Source organism: Nocardia sp. NPDC046763, assembly GCF_040645495.1.
Lineage (GTDB): Bacteria > Actinomycetota > Actinomycetes > Mycobacteriales > Mycobacteriaceae > Nocardia.
Map to the genome: position 1 here is coordinate 57,144 of NZ_JBEYYI010000020.1, position 24,216 is coordinate 81,359.

Annotated in this window: 26 protein-coding genes; 17 read left to right on the forward strand and 9 right to left on the reverse strand. The window is 67.9% G+C overall.

Annotation, left to right across the window (positions count from 1 at the left end; translation table 11 throughout):
* Positions 1 to 191 precede the first annotated feature (191 nt).
* Complete coding sequence (locus tag ABZ909_RS28470) at positions 192 to 551, forward strand: hypothetical protein (protein WP_357005290.1); 360 nt, start codon at positions 192 to 194, stop codon at positions 549 to 551.
* Between the two features lie 3 nt (positions 552 to 554).
* Here the strand turns inward: ABZ909_RS28470 and ABZ909_RS28475 are convergent, their stop codons facing one another.
* Positions 555 to 1,310 carry an SDR family oxidoreductase gene (locus ABZ909_RS28475; protein WP_357005293.1) on the reverse strand — a complete coding sequence of 252 codons (756 nt, stop codon included), beginning with the start codon at positions 1,308 to 1,310 and terminating at the stop codon, positions 555 to 557.
* An 84-nt stretch (positions 1,311 to 1,394) separates the two neighbouring features.
* Here ABZ909_RS28475 and ABZ909_RS28480 point away from each other — a divergent pair, with 84 nt between their 5' ends.
* Complete coding sequence (locus ABZ909_RS28480; protein WP_357005296.1) at positions 1,395 to 2,222, forward strand: helix-turn-helix transcriptional regulator; 828 nt, start codon at positions 1,395 to 1,397, stop codon at positions 2,220 to 2,222.
* Between the two features lie 112 nt (positions 2,223 to 2,334).
* Positions 2,335 to 3,507, forward strand: a complete 1,173-nt coding sequence (locus ABZ909_RS28485; protein ID WP_357005299.1) for an FAD-dependent monooxygenase — start codon at positions 2,335 to 2,337, stop codon at positions 3,505 to 3,507.
* A gap of 130 nt (positions 3,508 to 3,637) precedes the next feature.
* Here the strand turns inward: ABZ909_RS28485 and ABZ909_RS28490 are convergent, their stop codons facing one another.
* Positions 3,638 to 4,525 (reverse strand): helix-turn-helix domain-containing protein, encoded by an 888-nt coding sequence (locus ABZ909_RS28490; RefSeq protein ID WP_357005302.1) that lies wholly within the window; start codon positions 4,523 to 4,525, stop codon positions 3,638 to 3,640.
* Between the two features lie 291 nt (positions 4,526 to 4,816).
* On the opposite strand from ABZ909_RS28490, the gene cysD reads away from it, so the two are divergent.
* Genes cysD through ABZ909_RS28515 form a run of 5 tightly spaced genes read left to right on the forward strand, consistent with a single transcriptional unit; the run spans position 4,817 to position 10,790 of the window.
* Positions 4,817 to 5,722, forward strand: coding sequence for a sulfate adenylyltransferase subunit CysD (cysD, locus tag ABZ909_RS28495; RefSeq protein ID WP_354851579.1), 906 nt, complete (start codon positions 4,817 to 4,819; stop codon positions 5,720 to 5,722).
* Positions 5,722 to 7,593 (forward strand): adenylyl-sulfate kinase, encoded by a 1,872-nt coding sequence (gene cysC / locus ABZ909_RS28500; RefSeq protein WP_357005307.1) that lies wholly within the window; start codon positions 5,722 to 5,724, stop codon positions 7,591 to 7,593. Before cysD ends, cysC begins: the two co-directional genes overlap by 1 nt.
* Positions 7,594 to 7,599: 6 nt before the next feature.
* Positions 7,600 to 8,796 (forward strand): hypothetical protein, encoded by a 1,197-nt coding sequence (locus ABZ909_RS28505; RefSeq protein WP_357005310.1) that lies wholly within the window; start codon positions 7,600 to 7,602, stop codon positions 8,794 to 8,796.
* Between the two features lie 53 nt (positions 8,797 to 8,849).
* Entirely contained in the window at positions 8,850 to 9,638 is a 789-nt protein-coding gene (locus tag ABZ909_RS28510; RefSeq protein WP_357005544.1) for an SDR family oxidoreductase, read from the forward strand.
* Between the two features lie 18 nt (positions 9,639 to 9,656).
* Positions 9,657 to 10,790 (forward strand): sulfotransferase, encoded by a 1,134-nt coding sequence (locus tag ABZ909_RS28515; protein WP_357005313.1) that lies wholly within the window; start codon positions 9,657 to 9,659, stop codon positions 10,788 to 10,790.
* A gap of 71 nt (positions 10,791 to 10,861) precedes the next feature.
* Here ABZ909_RS28515 and ABZ909_RS28520 read toward each other — a convergent pair whose 3' ends face one another.
* The 3 genes from ABZ909_RS28520 to ABZ909_RS28530 all read right to left on the reverse strand — a co-directional run bounded on the left by ABZ909_RS28520 (position 10,862) and on the right by ABZ909_RS28530 (position 13,516).
* Positions 10,862 to 11,128 (reverse strand): hypothetical protein, encoded by a 267-nt coding sequence (locus tag ABZ909_RS28520; protein ID WP_357005316.1) that lies wholly within the window; start codon positions 11,126 to 11,128, stop codon positions 10,862 to 10,864.
* A 137-nt stretch (positions 11,129 to 11,265) separates the two neighbouring features.
* Positions 11,266 to 12,390, reverse strand: coding sequence for a Rieske 2Fe-2S domain-containing protein (locus ABZ909_RS28525; RefSeq protein WP_357005547.1), 1,125 nt, complete (start codon positions 12,388 to 12,390; stop codon positions 11,266 to 11,268).
* 517 nt (positions 12,391 to 12,907) lie between these two features.
* Positions 12,908 to 13,516 carry a TetR family transcriptional regulator gene (locus tag ABZ909_RS28530; RefSeq protein WP_357005318.1) on the reverse strand — a complete coding sequence of 203 codons (609 nt, stop codon included), beginning with the start codon at positions 13,514 to 13,516 and terminating at the stop codon, positions 12,908 to 12,910.
* Positions 13,517 to 13,621: 105 nt separating this feature from the next.
* Between ABZ909_RS28530 and ABZ909_RS28535 the strand changes: the two genes are divergently transcribed.
* The 4 genes from ABZ909_RS28535 to ABZ909_RS28550 all read left to right on the forward strand — a co-directional run bounded on the left by ABZ909_RS28535 (position 13,622) and on the right by ABZ909_RS28550 (position 17,226).
* Positions 13,622 to 14,434, forward strand: a complete 813-nt coding sequence (locus ABZ909_RS28535; protein ID WP_357005321.1) for an SDR family NAD(P)-dependent oxidoreductase — start codon at positions 13,622 to 13,624, stop codon at positions 14,432 to 14,434.
* A gap of 2 nt (positions 14,435 to 14,436) precedes the next feature.
* Positions 14,437 to 15,270, forward strand: coding sequence for a TIGR03619 family F420-dependent LLM class oxidoreductase (locus ABZ909_RS28540; protein ID WP_357005550.1), 834 nt, complete (start codon positions 14,437 to 14,439; stop codon positions 15,268 to 15,270).
* 13 nt (positions 15,271 to 15,283) lie between these two features.
* Entirely contained in the window at positions 15,284 to 15,778 is a 495-nt protein-coding gene (locus ABZ909_RS28545) for a nuclear transport factor 2 family protein (protein WP_357005324.1), read from the forward strand.
* Between the two features lie 92 nt (positions 15,779 to 15,870).
* Positions 15,871 to 17,226, forward strand: a complete 1,356-nt coding sequence (locus tag ABZ909_RS28550; RefSeq protein ID WP_357005327.1) for a TIGR03118 family protein — start codon at positions 15,871 to 15,873, stop codon at positions 17,224 to 17,226.
* Positions 17,227 to 17,301: 75 nt separating this feature from the next.
* On the opposite strand, the gene ABZ909_RS28555 is transcribed toward ABZ909_RS28550, so the two are convergent.
* Complete coding sequence (locus ABZ909_RS28555; protein WP_357005330.1) at positions 17,302 to 17,721, reverse strand: hypothetical protein; 420 nt, start codon at positions 17,719 to 17,721, stop codon at positions 17,302 to 17,304.
* Positions 17,722 to 17,754: 33 nt separating this feature from the next.
* A complete protein-coding gene (locus ABZ909_RS28560; RefSeq protein ID WP_357005333.1) occupies positions 17,755 to 18,285 on the reverse strand; it encodes a DUF2231 domain-containing protein in 531 nt (176 codons plus the stop codon).
* Between the two features lie 129 nt (positions 18,286 to 18,414).
* On the opposite strand from ABZ909_RS28560, the gene ABZ909_RS28565 reads away from it, so the two are divergent.
* Positions 18,415 to 19,161 (forward strand): helix-turn-helix domain-containing protein, encoded by a 747-nt coding sequence (locus ABZ909_RS28565; RefSeq protein ID WP_357005336.1) that lies wholly within the window; start codon positions 18,415 to 18,417, stop codon positions 19,159 to 19,161.
* Between the two features lie 56 nt (positions 19,162 to 19,217).
* On the opposite strand, the gene ABZ909_RS28570 is transcribed toward ABZ909_RS28565, so the two are convergent.
* Positions 19,218 to 19,361 carry a hypothetical protein gene (locus ABZ909_RS28570; RefSeq protein ID WP_357005339.1) on the reverse strand — a complete coding sequence of 48 codons (144 nt, stop codon included), beginning with the start codon at positions 19,359 to 19,361 and terminating at the stop codon, positions 19,218 to 19,220.
* 243 nt (positions 19,362 to 19,604) lie between these two features.
* Between ABZ909_RS28570 and ABZ909_RS28575 the strand changes: the two genes are divergently transcribed.
* Positions 19,605 to 20,207, forward strand: coding sequence for a dihydrofolate reductase family protein (locus ABZ909_RS28575; RefSeq protein ID WP_357005341.1), 603 nt, complete (start codon positions 19,605 to 19,607; stop codon positions 20,205 to 20,207).
* Between the two features lie 26 nt (positions 20,208 to 20,233).
* Here ABZ909_RS28575 and ABZ909_RS28580 read toward each other — a convergent pair whose 3' ends face one another.
* Complete coding sequence (locus tag ABZ909_RS28580) at positions 20,234 to 20,878, reverse strand: TetR family transcriptional regulator (RefSeq protein WP_357005344.1); 645 nt, start codon at positions 20,876 to 20,878, stop codon at positions 20,234 to 20,236.
* Positions 20,879 to 21,020: 142 nt separating this feature from the next.
* Between ABZ909_RS28580 and ABZ909_RS28585 the strand changes: the two genes are divergently transcribed.
* From ABZ909_RS28585 to ABZ909_RS28595, 3 genes are all read left to right on the forward strand, one after another.
* Entirely contained in the window at positions 21,021 to 22,172 is a 1,152-nt protein-coding gene (locus tag ABZ909_RS28585; protein WP_357005347.1) for an acyl-CoA dehydrogenase family protein, read from the forward strand.
* 32 nt (positions 22,173 to 22,204) lie between these two features.
* Positions 22,205 to 22,954, forward strand: a complete 750-nt coding sequence (fabG, locus tag ABZ909_RS28590) for a 3-oxoacyl-ACP reductase FabG (RefSeq protein ID WP_357005350.1) — start codon at positions 22,205 to 22,207, stop codon at positions 22,952 to 22,954.
* 74 nt (positions 22,955 to 23,028) lie between these two features.
* Positions 23,029 to 24,186: an acyl-CoA dehydrogenase family protein gene (locus ABZ909_RS28595; RefSeq protein WP_357005351.1), complete on the forward strand. Its 1,158-nt coding sequence runs from the start codon at positions 23,029 to 23,031 to the stop codon at positions 24,184 to 24,186.
* Positions 24,187 to 24,216 lie beyond the last annotated feature (30 nt).

Here is a 24,216-nt window from a genome sequence, read left to right on the forward strand (position 1 = left end):
CTCGATCGAAGTTCAGTCGGATAGACGGTTTATCACATACGAAACCTGAAGATCCGCTGAAGGTGAACCGCGATCCCCCTCGCGTCGTGCCGGGAATGGTGTTCAATCGGCGTCGCGGTCCACGCATCGAAGGGCCGGGGGATTGATCATGGATCGTATTGGTGCACACAACGATACGAAGAGTGATCGATATGCGCGGAAAACTCCGACCGGCACTGATGATGGTCGTCCTGCTCACGGCGGCTCCCCTGGCAACCGGCCTGGCCACCGCTCAGGCCGCACCCCTGGTGAGCGCCCACGCCGTGCCCGCGGCGGGCGTCACCGCGGCCCGCCACCACGATGGCGACCAGGATCAGGACGGGAACGGCGATCAGGACGGATCCGGCGGCGGCCAAGGCGGATTCGGTGATCAGAACGGACCGCGCGACGAGGGTGACTGGTGGTTCGTCCACCACTGCGTCCAGCAGCACGAGTGGTGGCAGCAGCGGTGCCGGCGCGACGGCCCCGACATGTGGCACCGCGGTGACCCGCGGCCGAACGGCAACTGGTAGTCCTCACCATTCGATACGGCCGTACTCCTCCTGTCCGTGACCCCAGATGTAGCCCCAGAAGGTCCCGGTCGGGCCATCGGCGGGCAGCGTCGCGAGGTGGACGCTCGGCTCGGCGCCCTGCTCGACGGTGCGGAAACCGCTGTTGGCGTTGAGATCCGTCGCGGTGTAGCCGGGGTTGGCGGCGTTCACCTTGATGGGGGTGTCCTTCAGTTCGAGCGCGTAGAGGACCGTCACCATGTTCACGGTGGTCTTCGACGAGGTGTACGGGATGGCCGAAACCATTTGGGACATCGGGCTGTTCGGGTCGGTGCGCCCGGCCAGCGAGCCGACCTCGCTGGACACGTTGACGATCCGGGCCGCCTCGGCGCGCCGCAGCAGCGGCAGCAGGGCGTTGGTGACGGCGACCAGTCCGAAGACATTCGTCTCGTACACCTGCCGCAGGGTGGCGAGGGTGCCCGACGACGGCTTGCCGTCACCGTCGAGGCCGCCGCCGATGGCGGCATTGTTGACGAGGATGTCGAGGCGGCCGAAGTCGGCTTCGATCTGGGCCGCGGCCGCGGCGATGGACTGTTCGTCGGCGACGTCGATCAGGATGAAGTGGGCGTCCGCACCTTCGGCCCGCAGTTCTTCGGCGGCGGCCTGCCCGAGTTCGGAGTCCCGCGCGCCGAGCAGGACGGTCATGCCGCGCGCGGCCAACTGTCGGGCGGTCTCGTAGCCGATGCCCTTGTTGGCTCCGGTGATGAATGCGGTGATGGTCATGGGAGAAGCATCACGCCGGGCGGGTTGCGGCGGGAGGCCCAAGTTGTGCCACCCAAAACCGGGACACCGGCCCACACTGGACCCATGGCTGACAGGAGCGAACTCGCGGCCTTTCTACGGGTCCGGCGCAATCGGCTGACGCCCGGTGAGGTCGGGCTGCCGAACGGAATCAACCGTCGCGCGCCGGGGTTGCGCCGCCAGGAGGTGGCGCAGCTGGCCGGGATCTCGGTGGACTACTACATCCGCATCGAGCAGGCCCGCGGCGCGAAACCGTCGCGGCAGGTGCTGGCGGCGCTGGCCCGCGCGCTGATGCTCACCGTGGACGAGCGCGAATATCTGTTCCGGATGGCGGGGGAGTCGCCGCCGGTGACGGCCGGGCCGAACAAGACTGTGCCGCAGGCGGTCCGGTCCATCCTTGACAATCTGGCGGCTCCGGCCTACGTGGTGGACGCGACCTACGAGGTGCTCGCCTGGAACCGGGCTGCCACGCCCTTCGTCGGCGATCTCGACACCGTGCCCGGCCACGAGCGAAATATCATCCGCTGGATGTTCCGGGAGGCCGCCGACCACCCGCAGTGGGCCGACGCCGACACCCGCGACTTCGCCCGCGCTCTCATCGCGGATCTGCGCGCGGCCTGTGCCCGGTATCCGGGGCATCCGGCGCTGGCCGCGCTGGTCACCGAATTGCTGGGGACCTCGAAGCGGTTCGCGGATATGTGGGCCGCCCACGATGTGGAGGTGCGTCGGATCCACCGCAAGCGCATCCGCCATCCGGAGCTGGGGCCGCTGGACTTCCACTGCCAGGTGCTGCACATCTCCGACACCGATCAGCGGGTCATCGTCTACTGCGCGACGCCGCACACCCGGACCGCTGCCGTCTTCCAGTCGCTGGCCGCCGCCACCGACCGCTGAAGCTTCGCCAACATTTGTTGGCCAACAAGTGTTGACATCGCCTCGACCGGGCCGTACCGTCTAAATCAACAGACGTTGGCCAACAAATGTTGGCAGAGCCTCAGGAGTCGTCATGAACACCGTCCCCGCCACCGCCTCGGTCGTCATCGTGGGTGCCGGTCCCGCCGGACTGACTGCGGGCATCGCGCTCGCCGACGCGGGTGTGAACGTGGTGCTGCTCGACAAGCTGGCCGAGGGCGCCAACACCTCCCGGGCGGTCGTCGTCCACGCCCGCACCCTGGAGGTGCTCGAGCAGTTCGGCGTCACCGCGACCCTGCTCGAACGCGGAATCGTGGTGCCGCGCTTCGTGATGCGCGACGGCGACCACGCGCTGGCCCGCATCTCGTTCGACGGGCTGCCCACCGCCTACCCCTACACCGTGATGATCGGTCAGGAATCCACCGAGGCAATCCTGTTGGCGCGTCTCGAGAAGGCGGGCGGGCAGGTGCACCGGCACACCGAGGTCACCGGTGTCGTCCAGGACGCCGACGGTGTCACCGTCTCCTTCACCGACGCCGACGGTGCCGCGAATTCCGTTCGCGCGGACTGGGTCATCGGTGCGGACGGCATGCACAGCCCGGTCCGCGAGGCCGCCGGGATCGGCTTCACCGGCGCCACCTACCCCGAGTCCTTCGTCCTCGCCGATATCCGCATGACCTGGCCGGACCCGCGCGACGAGGTCTCCCTGCACCTGTCGCCCGAGGGTGTCACGGTGGTCGCGCCGCTGCCCGACCCGCAGCCCAACCGTTTCCGCATCGTCGCCACCGTGGCCGATGCCCCCGAACACCAGGATCTGGCCTACGTGCAGGCGCTGGTCGACGCCCGCCGGCCGGGCGCGCACGCGAAGGTCGAGGAGATCATCTGGAGCTCGCGCTTCCGCGTGCACCACCGGGTCGCCGACCACTACCGCGCCGGGCGCATCCTGCTCGCCGGGGACGCCGCGCACGTGCACAGCCCGGCGGGTGGCCAGGGTATGAACACCGGCATCCAGGACGCCGCCATGCTCGGCCGCCTGCTCGCCGCCGTGGTCGCGGGCGCCCCCGAGTCCACCCTCGACGAGTACGAGCAGACCCGTCGCCCGGTGGCGCTGGGCGTGGTCAGCCTCACCGACCGCGTCACCCGCATGGCCACCCTGCGTCCGCTGCCCGCGCGGCTGGTCCGCAACCTCGTCATCAGCACCGCCGCCCGCATCCCGGCCTTCCGCCGCAAACTGGCCTACCAGCTCTCGGAATTGGCCAATCGCTGACTGCCGCAGCATGATTCGGCGGGCCGCACCCCCGGGTGCGGGCCGCCTTTCGGGTGGGATTCGACGATTACGCGGCGTCGATCAGTGGTCGTCGCAGTGATCAGTGGCCGTCCCGGAAGCCGCTGATGTCTCAGCCGCGTAGGGAGGTGGTGACGGTATCGGCCGCGGCGATGGTGGCGTTGGCCAGCTCGCGCAGGCGGGCGGCGGGGAGATTGGTGTCGGGGCAGGAGACGATCGACGCGACGACCGAGCCGTCGGAGGCGAAGATCGGGGCGGCCACCGAGACGACCGCATTGTGGTCGCCGAGTTCGTCGGGGAGATAGTCGATGGTGATGAGGTCGGCGATCATGGCGCTGAGACGATGTCGTAGCGGATCGGTGACGGGGGAATGGCGAAGTGCCCCCAGGGCTTCCAGCATGGGGGCGGACTCGTCGGCGAGGCGTTCGACGGAATAGCCGCGGGCGGCGATGACGTCGAGGACAGCGGTGAGGCGGGGGCGGTGGCGGGGGTCGGCGGCCTGGAGCCAGGTCTCCCGCTCGGATTCCGGTGCCCAGGCGATGAATTCGCGGCAGACCGGCGGGGCGAACGGCATGCGGCGGGCGGGGCGGATCCACGGGACCGACGGGGTGCCGAGCACCTCGGTGATGACGATGGCGTCCTGTTCCCGCTCGGCCAGGAAGATGGGGACGCCATGCGCGTCGGCCAGTGCGTGCATGGGCTCCACGGCCAGGCGGCGCAGCGGAAAAGCGGTGTCGGCTCGCCGCGCCACGGCGAGCAGTCCGAGGCCGAGGCTGTAGTTCCCCTCGGTGTCGCGCACGGTCCAGCCGTCGGTGGTGAGCTGGGTGAGCACGGCGTGTGCGGTGGCCCGGGACATGCCGGTGGTGCGCACGATGCGGGCCAGCGAGAGGCGCTCGCCGGAATGCCGAGACAGCAGCTCGATCGCCTGCACGACCCGGTGGGTCGGCGGCGAGGCGGGCGCGGAACCTGCTCCGGCCGCCGTTTCCGGTTCGGAAGCCACAGGGGCGGTGGTGGATTCGGGCAAGTCGATCCCTGCTGGTGTCGGTCCCGGCGTTGCGGGAGGTTCGGGCCCGATCGTATCGGCCGGGGTATCGGTTATCCGCACCGGAGTGGCCCGGATCCGGTGTGCCCGAGGTCCTCCGACGCGGGGCAATTCGGGCGTGGGTATTGACCGTCGCCCAGGTACCGACCTATCGTCGGTGTCACATTATCGAACAATAGCGTCGAATATTCGACACCGCAAGTGTTGAATGACCGGACGGATCGGATGACGCGGTGAATGGGACGAGAGATGCGCACGGGATATGAGCTGTCGCACCTGAACGCCTTGGAGGCGGAATCGGTGCACATCATCCGGGAGGTGGCGGCCACCTTCGAGCGGCCGGTGCTGCTGTTCTCCGGTGGTAAGGACTCGGCGGTCATGCTGGAGCTGGCGCGGCGGGCGTTCTGGCCCGCGCCACTGCCGTTCCCGTTGCTGCACATCGATACCGGGCGCAATTTCGACGAGGTCATCGACTTCCGGGATCGCACCGTGGCACGGCTGGGAGCCCAACTGCTGGTCGGCAGCGTGCAGGACGATATCGACGCCGGCCGGGTCACCGAACGGCCCGGTGAGACCCGAAACCGGCTGCAGACCACCACCCTGCTGCGCACCATTCGCGAGCACCGCTTCGACGCGGTATTCGGCGGGGCGCGCCGCGACGAGGAGAAGGCGCGCGCCAAGGAGCGGGTGTTCAGCTTCCGCGACGAGTACGGCGCGTGGGAACCGCGGGCCCAGCGCCCCGAGGTGTGGAACCTCTACAACGGTCGGCACCGCAAGGGCGAGCACATCCGGGTGTTCCCGCTGTCGAACTGGACCGAGCTCGATATCTGGGAGTACATCGATCAGGCCGAAGTGGAGCTGCCGTCGTTGTACTACGCGCACCGGCGCACCGTGGTGGCGCGCGACGGAATGCTGCTGGCGGACAACCGATTCCTGGAGTTCGGCCCGGAGGAGAAGCGCTTCGAGGCCACCGTGCGCTTCCGGACCCTCGGCGATGCCGACTGCACCGGTTGCGTGGAATCCACCGCGGCCGACCCCGCCGAGGTGATCGCCGAAACCGCCGCCACCCGGCTGACCGAGCGCGGTGCCACCCGCGCCGACGACCGCATCTCGGAGTCCGGCATGGAAGATCGCAAGCGAGAGGGTTACTTCTGATGCGTCGCAACCTGTTACGACTGGCCACCGCGGGCAGCGTGGACGACGGTAAATCGACCCTCATCGGACGGTTGCTGTTCGACTCCAAGAGCCTGTTCAGCGATCAGCTGGATGCCATCGAGCGCGCGAGCCTTTCACGCGGCGGCGACGGGCCCGACCTGTCGCTGGTGACGGACGGCCTGCGCGCCGAGCGCGAGCAGGGCATCACCATCGATGTCGCCTACCGCTACTTCGCCACGCCGCGAAGGAAATTCATCATCGCCGACACCCCGGGGCACGTGCAGTACACCCGGAACATGGTGACCGGCGCGTCCACGGCCGACCTGGCGCTCATTCTCGTCGACGCGCGCAAGGGCGTCTCCGAGCAGACCCGCCGCCATGCCTTCCTGTCCTCGCTGCTGGGGGTCGGGCACCTGGTGCTGTGTGTGAACAAGATGGACCTGGTCGACTGGTCCGAGCAGCGGTTCGAGGAGATCCGGTCGGAATTCGCGGATTTCGCCACCAAGCTGGATGTCGGCGATCTGAGCTTCATCCCGGTGTCGGCGCTGCACGGCGACAATGTGGTGGATCCGTCCGTGCGCACGGCCGACTGGTACCCGGGCCCGCCGCTGCTGCGGCACCTGGAAGAGGTGCACGTGGCCTCCGACCGCAACCTCATCGACAACCGGCTGCCGGTGCAGTACGTCATCCGGCCGCACGGCGAGAGCCAGCGCAGCTACGCGGGTACCGTCGCGGGCGGCATCTTCAAGCCGGGCGACGAGGTCGTGGTGCTGCCGTCGGGGCGGACCAGCCGGGTCAACCAGATCTGGGGGCCGGGCGGCGGGAAGGTCGACGAAGCCTTCACGGGCATGGCGGTGTCGCTGACCCTGGACGACGAAATCGATATCGGCCGTGGCGATATGCTCGCCCGGCCCGGCAACCAGCCGCATACCGATCGTGAGCTCGACGGCATGGTGTGCTGGTTCTCCGACGACACCGAACTCCGGGCCGGGAACTCCTACTCCATCCGCACCGCCACCCAGACCTCCAAGGTCGAGGTGAGCGAGCTGGACTACCGGCTGGACGTGAACACCCTGCACCGGCAGACGGACGCGGATCGGCTGGGGCTCAACGATATCGGGCGCGTGACGATCAAGAGCCGGCAGTCGCTGCTGTTCGACCCGTACCGGGAGAATCGCGCCACCGGCAGCTTCATCCTCATCGACGAGACCACCAATCAGACGGTGGCCGCGGGCATGATCACCGGACGCTCCACGGGCGCACCGCGGGTCGGGCAGAAGGCCTCGAATGTGGTGTGGCACAGCTCCGCCGTGGAGCGCGCGCAGCGGCTCAGCACCGGCGCGACCGTGTGGCTGACCGGGCTGTCGGGCTCCGGGAAGTCCACCATCGCAGTCGAATTGGAGCGGCAGCTCATCGAATCCGGGCAGCCCGCCTACCTGCTCGACGGCGACAACCTGCGGCACGGGCTGAACAAGAACCTGGGCTTCACCGACGAGGACCGGCGCGAGAACATTCGCCGCGTCGCCGAGGTGGCGGCGCTGTTCGCGGACGCGGGCGTGGTCGCCATCGTGTCGCTCATCAGCCCGTTCCGCGCCGAACGGCGCGAGGCGCGCACGCTGCACGACTCGAGGAACCTGACGTTCCGGGAGATCTTCGTCGACACCCCGCTCGAGGAGTGCGAGCTGCGCGACTCGAAGGGCCTGTACAAGCGGGCCCGCGCCGGGGAGCTGCGCGAATTCACCGGCATCAGTTCGCCGTACGAGCGGCCGGAGTTCGCCGACCTGACCATCACCCCCTCGGCCGGGACGCCGGCCGAGATCGCCCATCGAATTCGAGAGATCCTAGGCAGAAATGTTGAAAAGAATGGCTGATAGCTGATGACAGACATGGAAAAGGCCGAGCTGCCTCTCACCGAACCGTTCCTCGCGGCGGTCGCCGAGGCCGAGAAGCTCATCGCCGCCGCCGATTTCATCCGTGACCCGCACGACCTCGCGGAGGGCTACGACTATCTGCAGGCCGGCATCGCCGCGGTGCTGCAGCTGTCGCGGGCGCACGGCACCTCGCACCCGTACCTCGTGACCGCCACCGGGCCCTACACCAAGATGGGCCTCGACAACCCGGACACGCTGTACTACAGCGCCAATATCGAGCCGAATGCGGAATACCTGCTCACCGGCGTGCGCGGGACCACCGTCGACCTGAGTTTCCAGGTCCTCAAGGGTGATTACACCGCTTCCGATGTACCGAACGGTGACGACGCGTTCGACGACCGGCGGCTGCAGATCAACTCGGACGGCAGCTACCAGCTCCGTTTCGGGCCGCCCAAGGAGAATCCGGAGCCGAACTACTTCGTACTCCCGGAGGGCGCGTCCATGCTGGCCGTGCGCGAGGTGTACGGCGACTGGAACGCCGAGCGCAAGGGCAGCATTCGCATCGAGCGGGTGGACACCATCGGCACCGCGCCGGCCGAAGCGGGTGTGGAACAGCTGCGCAAGCGGTACCGGGCCGCGGGGCGGATGCTGCTGACCAGGGTGCACACCTGGTTCAACTTCCCGAAGTGGTTCTACCTGAACCTGCCGGTCAACACGCTGACCGAGCCTCGGCTCACGCCGGGCGGGCTGAGCACCCAGTACTCCTCCGTCGGGCATTTCGAGCTGGAGGACGACCAGGCGCTCATCATCACCGTACCGAAATCCGATGCGCCGTATCAGGGTTTCCAGCTGGGCAGCCGTTGGTACATCTCCCTGGACTACGTCAACCACCAGACCTCGCTGAATCATCAGCAGGCGCAGGTGGATCCGGACGGGATGATCCGCATGGTCGTCTCGGCGCGGAACCCGGGCGTCGCCAACTGGATCGAGACCACCGGACGCAAGCTCGGCATCCTCCAGTTCCGCTGGCAGCGGGTCGCACGGCCGATGACGCCCGAGGACGGGCCGACCATCGAGCTCGTTCCCTTCGACAAAGTGGCTGAACGACTGCCCAATTTCGAACACAATCGGATCGACGAGGCCGGATGGCGCGAGCGTATCGCCGCTCGCCAGCGCGCCTTCGCGGAAAGGATGCTCGGGTGAGTGTCGACAACCCTCGTAACTCTCAGGGGCAAGCCCCTGAAACCCCGAACCGGCTGAAGACCGGCCTGCTTGCGGGCAAGGTTGTCGTGGTCAGCGGTATCGGACCTGGTCTGGGCCGTTCCATCGCGCTGGAGGCGGCCGCCGCCGGGGCCAAGGTCGTGCTCGCGGCACGCACCGAATCGAAGCTGAAAGAGGTTGCCGAGGAGATCGCGGCCGAGGGCGGCGCGGAAACCCTCTGCGTGCCTACCGATATCACCGACGCGGCGACGGTCGACAACCTGGCCGCCCGGACGCTCGAGACCTTCGGTCGCGTGGATGCCCTGGTGAACAATGCCTTCAAGGTGCCGTCCATGAAGCCGCTGGCGCGCACCGACTTCGAGCAGATCCGCGAGAGCGTGGACCTGACCGTGCTCGGCAATCTCCGCATGACGCAGGCGTTCACCGACGGGCTGGCCGAAACCAAGGGCTCGGTCGTCATGGTCAACTCCATGGTGCTGCGGCACTCCGAACCCCGCTACGGCAGCTACAAGGTCGCCAAGGCGGCCCTGCTGGCCCTGTCGCAGACCCTGGCGACCGAGCTGGGCGAGAAGGGGATTCGCGTCAACAGCGTGCTGCCCGGCTACATCTGGACCGACCAGCTGAAGTGGTACTTCAGCGAGATCGCCAAGAAGTACGGCATCACCGAGGAGCAGGTCTATCAGCAGACCGCGTCCAAGTCCGACCTGAAGCGGCTGCCGCTGCCCGACGAGATCGCCCAGACCATCGTCTTCCTCATGTCGCCGTGGGCCAATGCCATCACCGGGCAGACCATCGACGTCAACTGCGGCGAATACCACGTCTGAGCAAGGAGTTTCACCACTATGAGCGGACGTACCAACGTCGGCACCGTCGAGGATCTACACCACTCGGCGTCCAAAGTCTGCGGCCTCACCGATTTCGGGGCCGACGACTACCTGGAGGCGCTCGGCATGCTGCTGGAGTCCTACCAGCGCGACGCCGGGCTCACCGAGGTGGGCTCCAAGATGAGCCGGTACTTCCTGCGCGGCGCGCTCGTCGCCCGCGCGTTGAGCGAAGCCTCCTGGCAGGCCAACCCGACCTACACCGAAACCCAGGTCACCAGGCCGATTTTCGTGACCGGCCTGCCCCGGACCGGCACCACGGCCCTGCATCGACTGCTTGCCGCCGACCCGCAGCACCAGGCGCTGGAGATGTGGCTCGCGGACTTCCCGCAGCCGCGGCCGCCGCGTGACACCTGGGCCGACAACCCGGTCTATCAGGCCGTGGACAAGGGGTTCGCGCAGCACCGGATCGAGAATCCGGAATTCATGGGCGTGCACTACATGACCGCGGCCGAGGTGGAGGAGTGCTGGCAGCTGTTGCGCCAGACGGTGAAATCCATCTCCTATGAGTCGCTGGCCTATCTGCCGACCTACTCTGGGTGGCTGCGCAAGCAGGACTGGACCGATGCCTATACACGGCACAAGGCGAACCTGCAGCTCATCGGGCTCGGTGACAACCGGCGCTGGGTGTTGAAGAACCCCAGCCACCTGTTCGCGCTGGACGCTCTGATGAAGGTCTATCCGGACGCGCTGATCATTCAGACCCACCGCGACCCGGTCACCATCGTCGGCTCCTCGTGCAGCCTGTCCGAGCAGGCCACCCAGGGCTGGTCCACCACCTTCGTCGGCGAGAAGATCGGTGCATCGCAGCTCGAACTGTGGTCGCGTGGCCTGCGCGAATTCAATACCGCGCGAGCCCGTTACAACCCGGACCAGTTCCTCGACGTCGAGTTCGACGAACTCCGCGCCGACCCCTTCGCCACGGTCGAGAAGATCTACTCCGCGTTCGGACTGGACTACACCGACTCCGCGCGCGGGGCTATGACCGCCCTCGACGAGGAGAGCAAGTCCGGCGACCGCAAGCCGGTCCACAAGTACTCGCTCGCCGACTACGGTCTCACCGAAGACCAGGTCCGAGCCGAATTCCAGCTCTGATCAACCGCTCTCGAACGGCCGGGCGCGCACCTCGCGCGCCCGGCCGTTCGCCGTATTCGGGGGGTCCTCCCTCACGTCGGGTGCGCGACCGGGGAGGTCACGGCGCTCAGTCCGGTGAACAGCACGGTCAATCCGCGCTGCATGATCGCCTCGACCTCAGCGAAATCGGTGGAATCGGCCTTGATGATCCAGTGCGTATAGGCCTGCCGGCTGGTCTGCACCACCAGCTGGGCGGGCAGTTCGCGCAGGAACGGGTCGGTGCCGAGATCGATACGCGCGGCGAGGAATTCGGTGATCGGCAGACGGCCGTTCCAGGCAGACCAGGCTCGCCGCGGCATTCCACTGAATGCTGGTCTGTTCCCAGCTGCTCTTGCGCACCTCGACCAGCGCGGTGCACGCGTGGCAGCGCACCGGGGTCATCGGTGCGCTGCGCAGCCGCTCGTCCTGGCGGATGATCATCGCTCGTCCTCGCCGCTCAGGACGCCGGCGACGCGGCGCGGGCCAGATTGGCCTGCACCTCGGCGGTCCAGGCCTCGGCCGGGCGGGTGGTGTCGAGCTCGAACTCGAATCGATCGACCATCGCTGGTTCGATATCGGCGACGTCGACGTAGAACTGCTGATACCAGCGGCGCAACTGATAGACCGGGCCGTCCTCCTCACAGAGCAGCGGATTGTCGATGCGCGCCTTGCGTTTCCAGATCGCCACGTCCTGCTCGAAACCGAGCTTGACCCAGTCGCCCATCGCGCGGGCGCCGGCCATGGCCTGTTCGGCGTCGAGACCGGCGAGGATTTCGACCATGATGCCGTACTGCAGGACGAAGGAGTTCGCGTCGATCGGGTAGTGGCAGTTGATCAAAACTGTTTTGTGGTCGCCGTTTTCGTAGCGGTAGAGCAGGTCGTCGATCATGAACGAGGGTCCGTAGTATGAGGCAACCGACTCGGTGCCGAGCAGCTTCGGCTCGCCGACCGGTCCCGGCAGATCCGCACGCGCGCCGCTGTCGAAGTACTGGGTCGCCACATGCCCTTCGAACACATTGCGGAAATAGGTGGGCAGCGAGCCGTGCACGTAGAAGAAGTGCGCCATATCGACGACATTGTCGACGATTTCACGGCAGTTGGTGTCGACGACGGTGGTGTACCAGTGCCAATCGGTCCACCCTTCGCTGCCGGCGGCCTCGATGCGGGGAATGGCGACCTCCGGAGGCGGCGGATTGCCCTCGGGGTCGTTCCACACGAACAGCATTCCGTCCTGCTGCAGGGTGGTCCACCCGCGGGTGCGGGCCAGTCGCGGGACGCGGCGGCCGTAGGGAATCTGCTTGCAGCGGCCGTCGCCGCCCCATCGCCAGTCGTGGAACGGGCACGCGATCTCGTCGCCCTTGACTTCGCCGTCGGACAGATCCCCGCCCATGTGCCGGCAGTACGCGTCGAGCACATTCAGCGTGCCGTCCGCCCCGGCGAAGACCACCAGCTTGGTCCCGAACGCCGGGATGGAATGCGGCTTGCCATCGGCGAAATCGCGGACCAGCCCCAGGCAGTGCCAGCCTCGCGCGAAGCGGGCCGGTGCCGGCTCGGCTTCGACCCGGCGGATCTCATCATGCATCGTTGTCATGGGTACCGTCCTCGTTCGGTGTGAATGCGGAACACCAACTCACGGGCCCCGTCATCGGAGCAGGTCCCGCACAGTCCCTGTTATAGCGACGGAAAAACCCATGCCATGCAGAAGATTTCACTGACTGGAAGAGCGGAGAAAACTCGCCCGAGCGGTTTCGGTGACCGGAATTCGGCGTTGCCCTCGGCCGCCGCGCCGATCATGCTGCGGGGTCGCGAATTCCGCTGCGTGGAATATTGCGTCCGCACGCGCGATGCCGGCACCGGCGTCGGGCCGCGGTTGTTTCGACCAGCGCTGCCTCGTGCGAAAGGACCTTCATGACAACATGTTTGGATGACACGGTTGTCTCCCTGACCGGCGCGGGTTCGGGTATCGGTGCCGGGATCACTCGTCGATTCGCGCTGGAAAACCCCGCGGCCGTTGCTGTCACCGATGTCAACTCCGCCGCGGGTCGAGCCATCGCCGACGAAGTCGGAAAGCCGGAGGGCGACGCTCCGCCGGGTCCGGCTCATCGTGCCGATCGCCAGGGGGCGAGGAGGAGTTCGGAGGCTCTGTGGATATCGGAGAGGGCTTGGTCGGGGGTGAGGCGGCCGGCGGTGGTCCAGGTGAGGATGCCGAAGACGCATTGTTCGAGGAGGCGGGCGAGGCGGTGGTCTTCGGGGGTGGGGTTCGGGATGGCGGCGGCGGCGAGGATGCGGTCGGGCATGGCGTAGTCCTGGGCGAGCGGGGTGGCCGGGGCGGGGTCCTCGGCTCGGACTGCGTTCATGGACACCAGCATTGCGCGGGCCAGGCGGGGGTGGCGGAGTAGTTCGCCGATGGCGGTGCTCAGGAATTCGGTGGCGCCGGCGACGGGGTCGGCGGGAGCTTCGGTGGGGCTGGGCATCTCGCGGATCGCGCGGTCCAGGACGCCGGCGAAGAGGTGGTGTTTGGAGGGGTAGTAGCGGTAGAGGGTGCCCAGGGCTACGCCGGCGGTCTGGGCGACCTCGCTCATCTGGACCCGGTCCAGGCCGTGCTCCGCGCCGAGGCGGGCGGCCGCGTGCAGGATCGCGTGCTGGCGCTCCTGCTGGCGGACGGTCGACACGCGACCAGGCGTGCGCGACTCGGGAACTCGTGGCATGACCCCACCCTATGTCGTGAAACTAGAATTCACTCTAGTTTTTCCGGCCGGAAGTTTGTAGAACTGGAGGGTGCCGAGTTCATTCTCACAGGTGAGGAAGTCACGATGAGCGGTGTGGATCCGCAGCGTTATGGGCCGTGGGCGGTCGTCACCGGGGGATCGGAGGGGGTCGGGCGGTCGTTCGCGCTGGAGCTGGCGCGAGCCGGGATCGCCCTACTGCTGGTGGCGCGGCGGGCCGAACCACTCGCCGCGACGGCCGCCGAGTGCCGGGCGCTGGGCGTCCAGGTGCGCACGCTGGCACTGGATTTGACCGCGCCCGGCGCGGTGGGGGAGATCGCGGCGGCGGTGGACGATGTCGAGGTCGGGCTGCTGGTGCTCAATGCAGGCGCGAATACGCACAGTGCACCGTTCGTGGACGGGGATCTGGACGCCTTTCAGCGGGTCATCGATCTGAACGTCACCGTGCCGCTCGGGCTGATCCACCACTTCGGGCGCGCCATGAAAACGTGTGGGCGGGGCGGGATTCTGCTGGTCGGATCGCTCGCGGGGTACCTGGGTTCGCAGCATCACACCGTGTACGGCGGGGTCAAGGCGTTCGGGCGGATCTTCGCCGAGAGCCTGTGGCTGGAGCTCGGCGAATACGGGGTGGATGTGCTCGAACTGGTGCTCGGCGTGACCCGGACACCGGCCATGGAACGGGTCGGGCTCGACTTCACCGTGCCAGGAATGACGGTGTCCGAACCCGATGACGTGGCGCGCGAAGGGCTTTCGCGGCTCGGGCACGGGCCGGTGCACATCATGTCCGGCAACGAGGCGGGAGCCGCCCAGCGCAATGACCCGGACCGGGCCGCCGCGGTGCTGCGCGCCGACAAGGGCATGCGGCGGCTCATGGGTCTGCCGGAACGGGTGGCACGATGAGTATCCGGCTCGGTCTGTCCACGCCGATCGTGGTGCGGGTGCCCGGCGTCGCCTCGCCCTGGGAGGCCGCCGCGGGCCCCGAGGAACTCACCCGGATCGCCAGGGCCGCCGATGAACTCGGCTTCGACCACCTCACCTGCTCCGACCACGTCGGCGTGCCGGCGGCGGCCGCCGTGGTGCGCGGCGCGACCTATTGGGACCCGCTGGCGACCCTGTCGTACCTGGCGGCGCACACCACCCGGATCCGGCTCGCCACCTCGGTGCTCGTGCTCGGCTACCACCATCCGCTGGCGCTGGCCAAGAGCTACGGCACCCTCGACCGGCTCAGCGGCGGCCGGGTGGTGCTCGGGGTCGGAGTGGGCTCTCTCGCAGAGGAATTCGCCCTGCTCGGCGCGGCCTGGGAGGACCGGGGCGCGCGGGCCGATGCGGCGCTGACCCGATTGCGCCGGGCCTGGGGTCGCCGCGATGTCGAAGGCTTCGTGCTGGAGCCGCACGCCACCGCCACCACCGTGCCGATCTGGGTGGGCGGGCGCACTCGCCGATCGCTGCGCCGCGCGGTGTCGCTGGGCACCGGCTGGGTGCCGTTCGGCCTGCACGCAGACCGGATCGCGGACCTGCTCGCCACGGTGACCGTGCCCGACGGTTTCGATGTGGTGCTCTCACCCGGTGTGCCGCTGGATCCGCAAGGGAACGCCGAGGATTCCCTGCGCCGGCTGGCAGCGCTGCGGGCGGCCGGGGCGACCCACCTCACCTGCACGGTCCGGGCCATCGATGCCGCCCACTACTGCGATCAGCTCGCCGCGCTGCGCGATCTGGTCGACCGTAATCTCCTGTAGCAGAAGGATTTCCATGATCGAAGAGCGTCTCGCCGTCCTCGAGGACCGGCTGCGCCGGGTCGAGGACGAGCTCGCCATCACCCGTCTGATCGCCTCCTACGGCCCCCTGGTCGATGCCGGGGCCGCCGAGGCGGTCGCCGAATTGTGGACCGAGGACGGCGAATACGACGTCGAGGGCTGGCACATGCGCAATCGCGGGCAGGTCCGCGACATGGTCGAATCGCAGGCGCACCGATCGCTCATCGCCGCCGGATCGGCGCACTTCCTGGGTCCGGTGTCCGTCACCGTGGACGGGGACACCGCGGCGGCGGTGTGCGAGTCGCTGCTGGTCCGGCGGCGGGACGGCGGATTCTTCGTGTGGCGGGCCGGGGCGAATCACTTCCGCCTGGTCCGCACTTCCGAGGGCTGGCGGATCGCGCAGCGGATCACCCGGGCCCTGGACGGCTCCGAGACCGCCCGAAAACTGCTCACTGCGCCCTGGACCAGCGGAAACATTGCTTCCGAATAGAAATGAGGGTCCCCTAACGACGACGCCGATTCCTCCAGCTATGGTTAGCATCACCTAACGCCGCACCTGGGCGTTTGCTGGAAGGACCTGAAATGAACGGACGCTCGAGCGACATGCCGCCGGTGCGCAAGACCCTGCTGCGCGTGTCGGCACTGGGCGCGGCGCTGGTCATCGCGGCGGCATGCAGCAATACGAAGTCGGCAAGCGACGACGTGAAGGCGCTCGACGGAAACCATTACGCCCAGGTCAATATCGCCTCCAACAAGGCGGACGACAAGGCGCAGTTCACCTTCCCGAACTTCATCAACGCCTGGGGCATCGCGGACCGTCCCAAGGGCGCGGGCGGGCACTTCTGGGTCGGCGCGGGCGGCTACTCCTTCCAGTTCGTCGGTGACACCACCAAGTCGGCGGATGCCAAGTACCAGAAGATGTTCCAGGACCCGCTGAAGGTGGTCACCATCCCGGGCGCGGACTCCATCCCGGACGACGACGGCGACGACAGCGAGGGCAAGACCACCGGCGTCGTCTACAACCCGGCCCTCATCACCTCCGACATCTTCGCGGTGAAGGACCAGCCGGTCAGCTACGACGGCAAGGACGAGAAGCTCACCGGCTCCGCGCGATTCATCTTCGCCACCGACTCCGGCAAGATCTCCGGCTGGACCGAGCAGGGCGCGGGCGGCGCCATCGTGCGCCACGACGGCCCGGCCGTGCTCGAATACGACGGCACCGCCGCGGGCATGAAGTTCAAGGGCATCGCCCTGGACCCGTCCGGCTCCAAGCTGCTCGCCGCCGACTTCGGCAAGGACCCGCAGGTCCGCACCTTCGACAAGGACTGGAAGCTGGTGCCCACCACCGGTTTCGCCAACCCCTTCGCCACCGGTGACGCCATCGACCCGGCCGACGCCTCCAAGGGCAAGAAGCTGAAGGTCGGCGACCCGGCCCCCTTCAACGTCGCCACCATCGGCGACCGCGTCTTCGTCACCTACGCCGTCACCCAGTCCGAGGGCGGCGACCCGAACAAGCTGAAGGCCGGCGAAGAGGACAAGCTCGACAAGGACCAGGAGAAGAACGCCGGCAACAAGGCCAAGAAGGGTCAGGTCGCCGAGTTCGACAAGAACGGCAAGCTGGTTCGCACCCTCGACGCCGACGGCCGCCTCAACGCGCCGTGGGCCGTCACCATCGCCCCGCAGGGCTTCGGCCCGCTGTCGGGCAAGCTGCTGGTCGGCAACTTCGGCGGCGCGGGCCACATCCTGGCCCTCGACGACCAGTCCGGCAAGTTCGTCGACTACCTGCGCGACGCCGACGGCAAGCCCGCCGAGATCGAGGGTCTCTGGGGCCTCATGTTCGGTAACGGTGAGAGCCTCGGCGACGCCGACGCCCTCTACTTCACCGCGGGCCCCAATGACGAGAAGGACGGCCTCTTCGGCAGCCTCCGCCTGAAGTAACCCGCGAAAGCCCCGGGCCCCGAGTCGATTCCGGCTCGGGGCTCACGTTTTTTCCGGGGCCGCTCGTCGCTCGGGTCAGCTCGCGCCGACGCCGAGCGCGGTGAGCAGGACCAGCACCACGGTGACGACGGCGAAGACGCCGTGCCCGCCCACGACCATGACGGGGAAGTGGCGTTCGGCCGGTTGGGACTCCGGGTCACCGGCCGCCCGGGCCCGGTAGACCGGCAGCCAGCGCAGCACCATGAAGAAGCCGAGCAGCGCCACCGGAATCAGCAGCGCGAAGGCGACCCAGGCGACGGCCTTGGTGCCGATCACCAGATAGATGATCCACAGCACCAGCCCGGCCACGGCCAGCAGGAAGTGGCCGAAGATGACGGGCGGGGGCAGATGGCTGGAACTCGGTTGCCGGACACCGCCTTTGGCGATCCAGGTGCCGAGCAGAACGAACCCGCCGGCCGCGGTGAGCAGCCAGGTGATGAGTGCCGCGATGGCCATGATCAACTCCTGTCGAGAGAGGGTGCGGGGGATTCAGCGCTGGAAACCCGTGGCCTGGGTGGTCTCGTCGGCCACCCGGACGCCGTAGCGATAGGCGAGCTTGCCGCCGAGATAACCGGATACGGTCAGGGCCGCGAGAGCCGCCACCGACAGCAGCAGCGGACCCCACGGCACCGCACCGTGCGTGCCCTCGGCTCGCCGCCAGACGAAATCCAGTGCGAAGGCGACGGTCACCGCGAGGTTGAGGCTCAGGTGGACCAGGCCGGTGCGGAAGGCAGGGGTGCCGGCCGGAAGGGCCAGAAAATCCAGGAATCCGACGGTGGCCGCCGCGAGCGCGCCGAGCACGCCGATGGCGATCAGCCACAGTGCGCCGCGCGCCAGAAATTCCGGATCGTCGACCACCTGCGAGGCGAGGTCGAAGATCAGGCTTGCCACCCAGGCCCCGATGGGCACGGTGACCAGGATCGGATGGAACGGATGGCCGTACGGCCCGGCCAGCGCCGCGCTCACCGGGTGCTTGGCCCGGTACGGATCAGGCTCGGCCTGCTGCGGATCAGCGGTCACGACAACCTCCCAACCAGCCTTGAATTTCGGAAATAATTCTTGGCGTAATTACCCGGCCAGGTCAAGGACTACACGCCGGACGAGTACCCAAAGCATTTCGGTCAAAATGATGGGCGCTATTGTGGTCGCGTGACCAGTGCTTCCGCGATCGGTGCCGTCGCCGTCCTCGATGACGACCTGCGGCGCGGCATGTACTGGTACATCCGCCGCGCCCGCCGACCCGTCACCCGCGACGAGGCCGCCGCCGAGGTCGGCATTTCCCGCAAACTCGCCGCCTTCCACCTGGACAAGCTCGTCGACGCCGGCCTACTGCGCGCCCGCTACGAGGCCGTCGGCGCTCCCCGCCGCGTCGGCCGCACCCCCAAGGTCTACGAACCCGCCGAAACCGATGTGCGCGTGAGCATTCCGGAACGCCGCTACGAGGTTCTGGCCGAAATCCTGATGGGCGCGATCCTCGCCGAGGGCGCGGACGAGACCGCCCGCGCCGTCGCCGTCCGCGTCGCCGCCGAGCGCGGCACCGCCCTCGGCGCCGCCGAACGCGACCTCCGCAAACCCGGCCGCCTCGGCCCCGAACGCGCCCTCACCCTCCTCCAAGCCCTCCTGTCCGACCAGGGCTTCGAGCCCGGCCGACCGACCCCGTCGTGCATCCGCCTCCACAACTGCCCCTTCCACCCTCTCGCCGCCTCCGCCCCCGAACTCGTCTGCGCCCTCAACCACGCCTACCTCTCCGGCGTCGTCGACGGTCTGGGTGCGAACACCGTCGAAGCCGTCCTGGCTCCGGCCCCGGGTGAATGCTGCGTCGAACTGCGCCCGGCAGCCGACGGCCGCCCGGACCACCCTTCGCCCGCCCCGGGCTCATCGGTATCCGCTGCCTGAATCAATCCCACAATTGCGCAGCGCAATTCGCACGTCGCATCGCTGGGGGAGATCGGCTATTCCATGGTCTTCCCGATCAGGAACAGCGTGAGGACGATGCCCATCACCACGACCAGTCCGTAGTGGCCGGCCGACCGGCCGTAGTCATAGGTGGAGGCGGCGACGACGATCGTCATGATCAGGAAAAGAAGGCGCTTCACCGCAGACTCCCAAGGCTCGTTCCCAACCGTACGAGCGGTGGATTCGGTTGTGCCACAGCGTAATGGGTGAAGGGCAGTGCAGTGGCAGCGGCCCGCCCGAACAGCCCGAACCGGGCGGGGCGGGACGGGGCGGAGGCGGCGGTCACAGGGAATCCGGGTGCGCGACCGATGAATCCGAGACGGTCGCCCCGTCCTATGGGTAACCGCGCGGCCCACACCAACCCATTCGCAAGGAGCACACCGATGCGCAAGATCACCGCGGGACTGTTCATCTCCCTCGACGGCATCGTCGCCGACCCGCAGGACTGGCACTTCCCCTACTACAACGACGAGATGGGCGAGGCCGTCTCGGCCCGGGTCGCCACCGCCGACACCCTGCTGTTCGGCCGCGTCACCTATGACTCGTTCGCGGGCGCCTGGCCCGAGCGCGAGGCCGCCGGAGCCGAGGATGCGGGTTTTGCGAAGGCGCTCGGTGATCTGCGCAAGATCGTGTTCTCCCGTCGCGAGCTCGACTTCACCTGGCGCAATTCCGAACAGCCCCATGGTGATCTGGTCGCGACCGTGGCCGCCCTCAAGACGGAACCGGGCGGCGACATCTCGCTCAGCGGCTCGACCTCGATCGTGCGCCAGCTGCTGGCGGCCGCGCTCGTCGACGAACTGCACCTGTTCGTGCACCCGATCGCCCTGCGCGGCGACGGCCTGCGGCTCTTCGACGAGGGCACTCCCATCCCGCTGCGGCTGCTGTCGGCCACGCCGTTCAAAACCGGTGTGCTGCACCTGATCTACGGCCCCGCCGATGCTCCCGGGGAAGCCGGTTACGAGGACGCGCGAGCGCACCTCGCCTAATCGGCTTCCGAGCTTCCGGAGCGGGTTCACCGACGGCGGGCCCGCTCCTTCTCGATGGCGTCGAAGCGCAGCTGCAGACCGTCGGTGAAGGCCAACAGCGCCAATTCGAAACTCTCGGAATCGATCTCGTCGGCCTTGGCGCGCAGCAGATGCGCCTGCTCCAGATGCGGGTAGCGGTCGCGATAGACCTGGACGTCGTCGACGAAACCGCGGGAGAACGAGCCCATGGTGGCGCCCATGACCAGGTAGCGGGTGGCCGCGCCGATCATGGTGGCGTCGCGCGGTGGCCAGCCCGCGGAGACCAGGCCGCCGTGGACGGCGTCGGCGACCCGCAGGTTCTCGTCGCGGGTGCCGGGTCCGGCGGCCAGGTAGGCGACGAAGTTGGGATGGCGGACCAGGGCGTCCCGGTAGGAGTGGGCCCATGAGGTGAGCCCGACCCGCCAGCCCTGGTCGAAGGCCGATACGTCGACCCGCGCCATGAGGCCGCCCGCGATGTCGTCGAGCACCGCGTCCTTGGTGGGGTAGTGGGTGTACAGGGAGGCGGCCTGAACACCGAGTTCGGCGGCGAGCTTGCGCATGGACAGCTCTGCGAGACCGTCGCGGTCGATCAGGGTCAGGGCCGCGTCGCGAATCCGTTCGCGGCTCAGCAGCGGCACCTTCGGTCTGGCCATCCGGCTCACCTCCTTCGGTGGAAGACCCCAGTGATCCCCCGGTGGACGTCGAATTTATCACTCGGTCCTTGATTAACCGAACACTGTTAGGATAACTTCGAGTCATAAACCTAACAACGTTTGGTTAGGAGCTATCACAAACATGGACTTCGAACTCGGCGAGTCGCAGCGCGAACTGCGCGATCTGGCCCGGGCCTGGGTCGACAAAGAGGTCGTTCCGCATGCCACCGCCTGGGATCGGGCCGAGGCGGTCGATACCGCGATCGTCGGCAAGCTCGGTGAGATGGGCTTCCTCGGCATCGAGATCCCGGAGGAGTACGGCGGCTCCGGCGGCACGGCCCTGGACTACTGCGTCCTGCTCGAGGAGCTCGGCCGTGGCGACAGCTCGGTGCGCGGCATCGTGTCCGTCTCCCTCGGCCTGGTGGCCAAGTCGATCAAGACCTACGGCACCGAGACCCAGAAGCGGGAGTGGCTGCCACGCCTCTGCGCCGGGCAGTCGCTGGGCTGCTTCGGCCTCACCGAACCCGGCACCGGCTCCGACGCGGGCAGCCTCACCACCAAAGCCGTTGCCGACGGCGACGATTGGCTGCTCTCCGGCACCAAGATGTTCATCACCAATGGCACCTGGGCCGAGGTCGCCATCGTCTTCGCCCGCACCGGCGGCCCCGGCCCCAAGGGCGTGACCGCCTTTCTGGTGCCCACCGACGCCCCCGGCTTCGCGCGCACCGAGATCAAGGGCAAGCTCGGCCTGCGCGGCCAGGCCACCGCCGAACTCGTCCTCGACCAGGTCCGGGTGCCCGACGCCAACCGGCTCGGCGAGCTCGGCCAGGGCTTCAAGATCGCCATGGCCGCCCTGGACAAGGGCCGCATGGGCGTGGCCGCCGGGTGTGTCGGTGTCGCGCGCGGCTGCCTGGAGGCCGCCGTGAAATACGCTCGGGAGCGCGAACAGTTCGGCAAGCCGATCGCCTCCTATCAGCTGGTCCAGGAACTCATCTCCGATATCGCCGTCGATGTCGAGGCGGCGCGGCTGCTCACCTGGCGGGTCGCCGACCTGGTCGGGAAGGGCAAGCCGTTCGGTACCGAGGCCTCGGTCGCGAAGCTGTTCGCCAGCGAGGCCGCGGTGAAGGCCGCCAACAATGCCATCCAGGTGTTCGGCGGGTACGGCTACATCGACGAGTACCCGGTGTCGAAGTACCTGCGCGACGCCCGCGTGCTCACCCTCTACGAGGGCACCAGCCAGATCCAGAAACTGCTCATCGGACGCGCCCTCACCGGCGTGAACGCCTTCCTCTGACAACACTTCTCACGGACAGGGAGAGTCAACTCATGTCGAAAGTCGCAGTCGTGACCGGCGCGGCCCGCGGAATCGGCGCGGGCACCGCCGCCCGCCTGGCCGCCGACGGCTTCGCCGTCGCCATCGTCGATCTCGACGAGGCCGCCTGCAAGGATGCCGTGGACGCCATTGTCGCCCAGGGCGGCAAGGCCATCGCGGTGGGCTGCAATGTCACCGACGAGGCGCAGGTCGCCGCCGCGTTCGAACGCATTGCCGCGGAACTGGGTTCGGTCGACGTGCTGGTCAACAATGCCGGCGTGCTGCGCGACAACCTGCTGTTCAAGATGTCCGTGGACGACTGGGACATCGTCATGTCCGTGCATCTGAAGGGCACCTTCCTGTGCTCGCGGGAGGCGCAGAAGTACATGGTGAAGCAGAAGTCCGGCAAGATCGTGAACACCTCCAGCGTGTCCGCGCTGGGCAGCCGCGGCCAGGCCAACTACTCGGCCGCCAAGATGGGCATCCAGGGCCTCACCCGCACGCTCGCAATGGAATTAGGTCCGTTCGGCATCAACGTCAACGCTGTCGCCCCGGGCTTCATCGTCACCGAGATGACCGATGCCACCGCCGCCCGCGTGGGCGTCTCGCCGGAGGAGTTCCGCGCCGAGGCCGCCAAGATCACGCCGCTGCGCCGGGTCGGCGAGCCCGCCGACATCGCGAACGTCGTCTCCTTCCTGGTCTCCGACGACGCCTCGTTCGTCACCGGCCAGACCATCTACGTCGACGGCGGACGCCGTCTCTGATCACGAAAGCTCGGTCCGCACCGGATGATTCGCTCCCCGGCGCGGGCCGCCTCCACCCGAGAGAGATCTTCACCATGCAGAGAACTGTTTTCGACAACGACCACGACGCCTTCCGCGAGACCGTGCGGGCGTTCATCGAGGCCGAGGTCGTACCCGTCTACGAGGAGTGGTATGCCGCGGGCATCGCGCCGCGCGAGTTCTATTACAAACTGGCCGAGCTCGGGGTCTTCGGCATCGAGGTGCCCGAGGAGTACGGCGGCGCGGGCATCGAATCCTTCAAGTTCCAAGCCATCCTCATGGAGGAAGTCGCCCGTGCCGCAGTGCATCTCGGCGGCTCGGGGGTGCACGTGGGGCTGTGCCTGCCGTACCTGAAGAATCTCGCGACCGAGGAGCAGAAGCAGCGCTGGCTGCCCGGCTTCGTCACCGGCGAGATCATGTTCGCCATCGCCATGACCGAGCCCGGCACCGGCTCAGACCTGGCCGGAATGCGCACCACCGCAAAGCTTTCCGCGGACGGCACGCACTACGTGCTGAACGGGTCCAAGACCTTCATCACCGGTGGCGTGCTCGCCGACCGCGTCATCGTCTGCGCCCGCACCGCCCCGCCCAGCGAAACCGATCGCCGCCACGGCATCTCGCTGTTCGTGGTGGACACCAAGTCCGCGGGCTACAGCGTCGGCCGCAAGCTGGACAAGCTGGGCCTCAAGGTCTCCGACACCGCCGAGCTCAACTTCACCGACGTAAAGGTGCCGGTGGAGGATCTGCTGGGCGAGGAGCACAAGGGTTTCTCCTACCTGGGCCAGAACCTGCCGCAGGAGCGTCTGTCCATCGCCGTCGGCGCCTACGCCCAAGCCAAGGCCGCGATCCGCTTCGCCAAGGAATACACCCAGCAGCGCAACGTGTTCGGACAACCGGTCGCCAGCTTCCAGAACACCAAGTTCGAGCTGGCCGCCTGCCAGGCCGAGGTGGACGCCGCCGAGGCCGTCGTCGACCGCGGTCTCGAGGCACTCGACGCAGGCACCCTGACCCCCGCCGACGCCGCCTCCGCCAAACTGTTCTGCACCGAGGTCGCGCACCGCGTCATCGACCGCTGCCTGCAGCTGCACGGCGGTTACGGCTTCATCAACGAATACCCGGTCGCCCGCCTGTACGCCGACAACCGCGTCAACCGCATCTACGGCGGCACCAGCGAGGTCATGAAGATGATCATCGCCAAGGACATGGGGCTGTAGGCCGAGCCGCCCCGAACGCCGATCCGATCG

Coding starts and splice junctions, on each gene's coding strand:
- ABZ909_RS28470 (WP_357005290.1), top strand. CDS start 192: ATGCGCGGAAAACTCCGACCGGCACTGATGATGGTCGTCCTGCTCACG.
- ABZ909_RS28475 (WP_357005293.1), bottom strand. CDS start 1,310: ATGACCATCACCGCATTCATCACCGGAGCCAACAAGGGCATCGGCTAC.
- ABZ909_RS28480 (WP_357005296.1), top strand. CDS start 1,395: ATGGCTGACAGGAGCGAACTCGCGGCCTTTCTACGGGTCCGGCGCAAT.
- ABZ909_RS28485 (WP_357005299.1), top strand. CDS start 2,335: ATGAACACCGTCCCCGCCACCGCCTCGGTCGTCATCGTGGGTGCCGGT.
- cysD (WP_354851579.1), top strand. CDS start 4,817: ATGCGCACGGGATATGAGCTGTCGCACCTGAACGCCTTGGAGGCGGAA.
- cysC (WP_357005307.1), top strand. CDS start 5,722: ATGCGTCGCAACCTGTTACGACTGGCCACCGCGGGCAGCGTGGACGAC.
- ABZ909_RS28505 (WP_357005310.1), top strand. CDS start 7,600: ATGACAGACATGGAAAAGGCCGAGCTGCCTCTCACCGAACCGTTCCTC.
- ABZ909_RS28515 (WP_357005313.1), top strand. CDS start 9,657: ATGAGCGGACGTACCAACGTCGGCACCGTCGAGGATCTACACCACTCG.
- ABZ909_RS28520 (WP_357005316.1), bottom strand. CDS start 11,128: ATGCCGCGGCGAGCCTGGTCTGCCTGGAACGGCCGTCTGCCGATCACC.
- ABZ909_RS28525 (WP_357005547.1), bottom strand. CDS start 12,390: ATGCATGATGAGATCCGCCGGGTCGAAGCCGAGCCGGCACCGGCCCGC.
- ABZ909_RS28530 (WP_357005318.1), bottom strand. CDS start 13,516: ATGCCACGAGTTCCCGAGTCGCGCACGCCTGGTCGCGTGTCGACCGTC.
- ABZ909_RS28535 (WP_357005321.1), top strand. CDS start 13,622: ATGAGCGGTGTGGATCCGCAGCGTTATGGGCCGTGGGCGGTCGTCACC.
- ABZ909_RS28545 (WP_357005324.1), top strand. CDS start 15,284: ATGATCGAAGAGCGTCTCGCCGTCCTCGAGGACCGGCTGCGCCGGGTC.
- ABZ909_RS28550 (WP_357005327.1), top strand. CDS start 15,871: ATGAACGGACGCTCGAGCGACATGCCGCCGGTGCGCAAGACCCTGCTG.
- ABZ909_RS28555 (WP_357005330.1), bottom strand. CDS start 17,721: ATGGCCATCGCGGCACTCATCACCTGGCTGCTCACCGCGGCCGGCGGG.
- ABZ909_RS28575 (WP_357005341.1), top strand. CDS start 19,605: ATGCGCAAGATCACCGCGGGACTGTTCATCTCCCTCGACGGCATCGTC.
- ABZ909_RS28580 (WP_357005344.1), bottom strand. CDS start 20,878: ATGGCCAGACCGAAGGTGCCGCTGCTGAGCCGCGAACGGATTCGCGAC.
- ABZ909_RS28585 (WP_357005347.1), top strand. CDS start 21,021: ATGGACTTCGAACTCGGCGAGTCGCAGCGCGAACTGCGCGATCTGGCC.
- fabG (WP_357005350.1), top strand. CDS start 22,205: ATGTCGAAAGTCGCAGTCGTGACCGGCGCGGCCCGCGGAATCGGCGCG.
- ABZ909_RS28595 (WP_357005351.1), top strand. CDS start 23,029: ATGCAGAGAACTGTTTTCGACAACGACCACGACGCCTTCCGCGAGACC.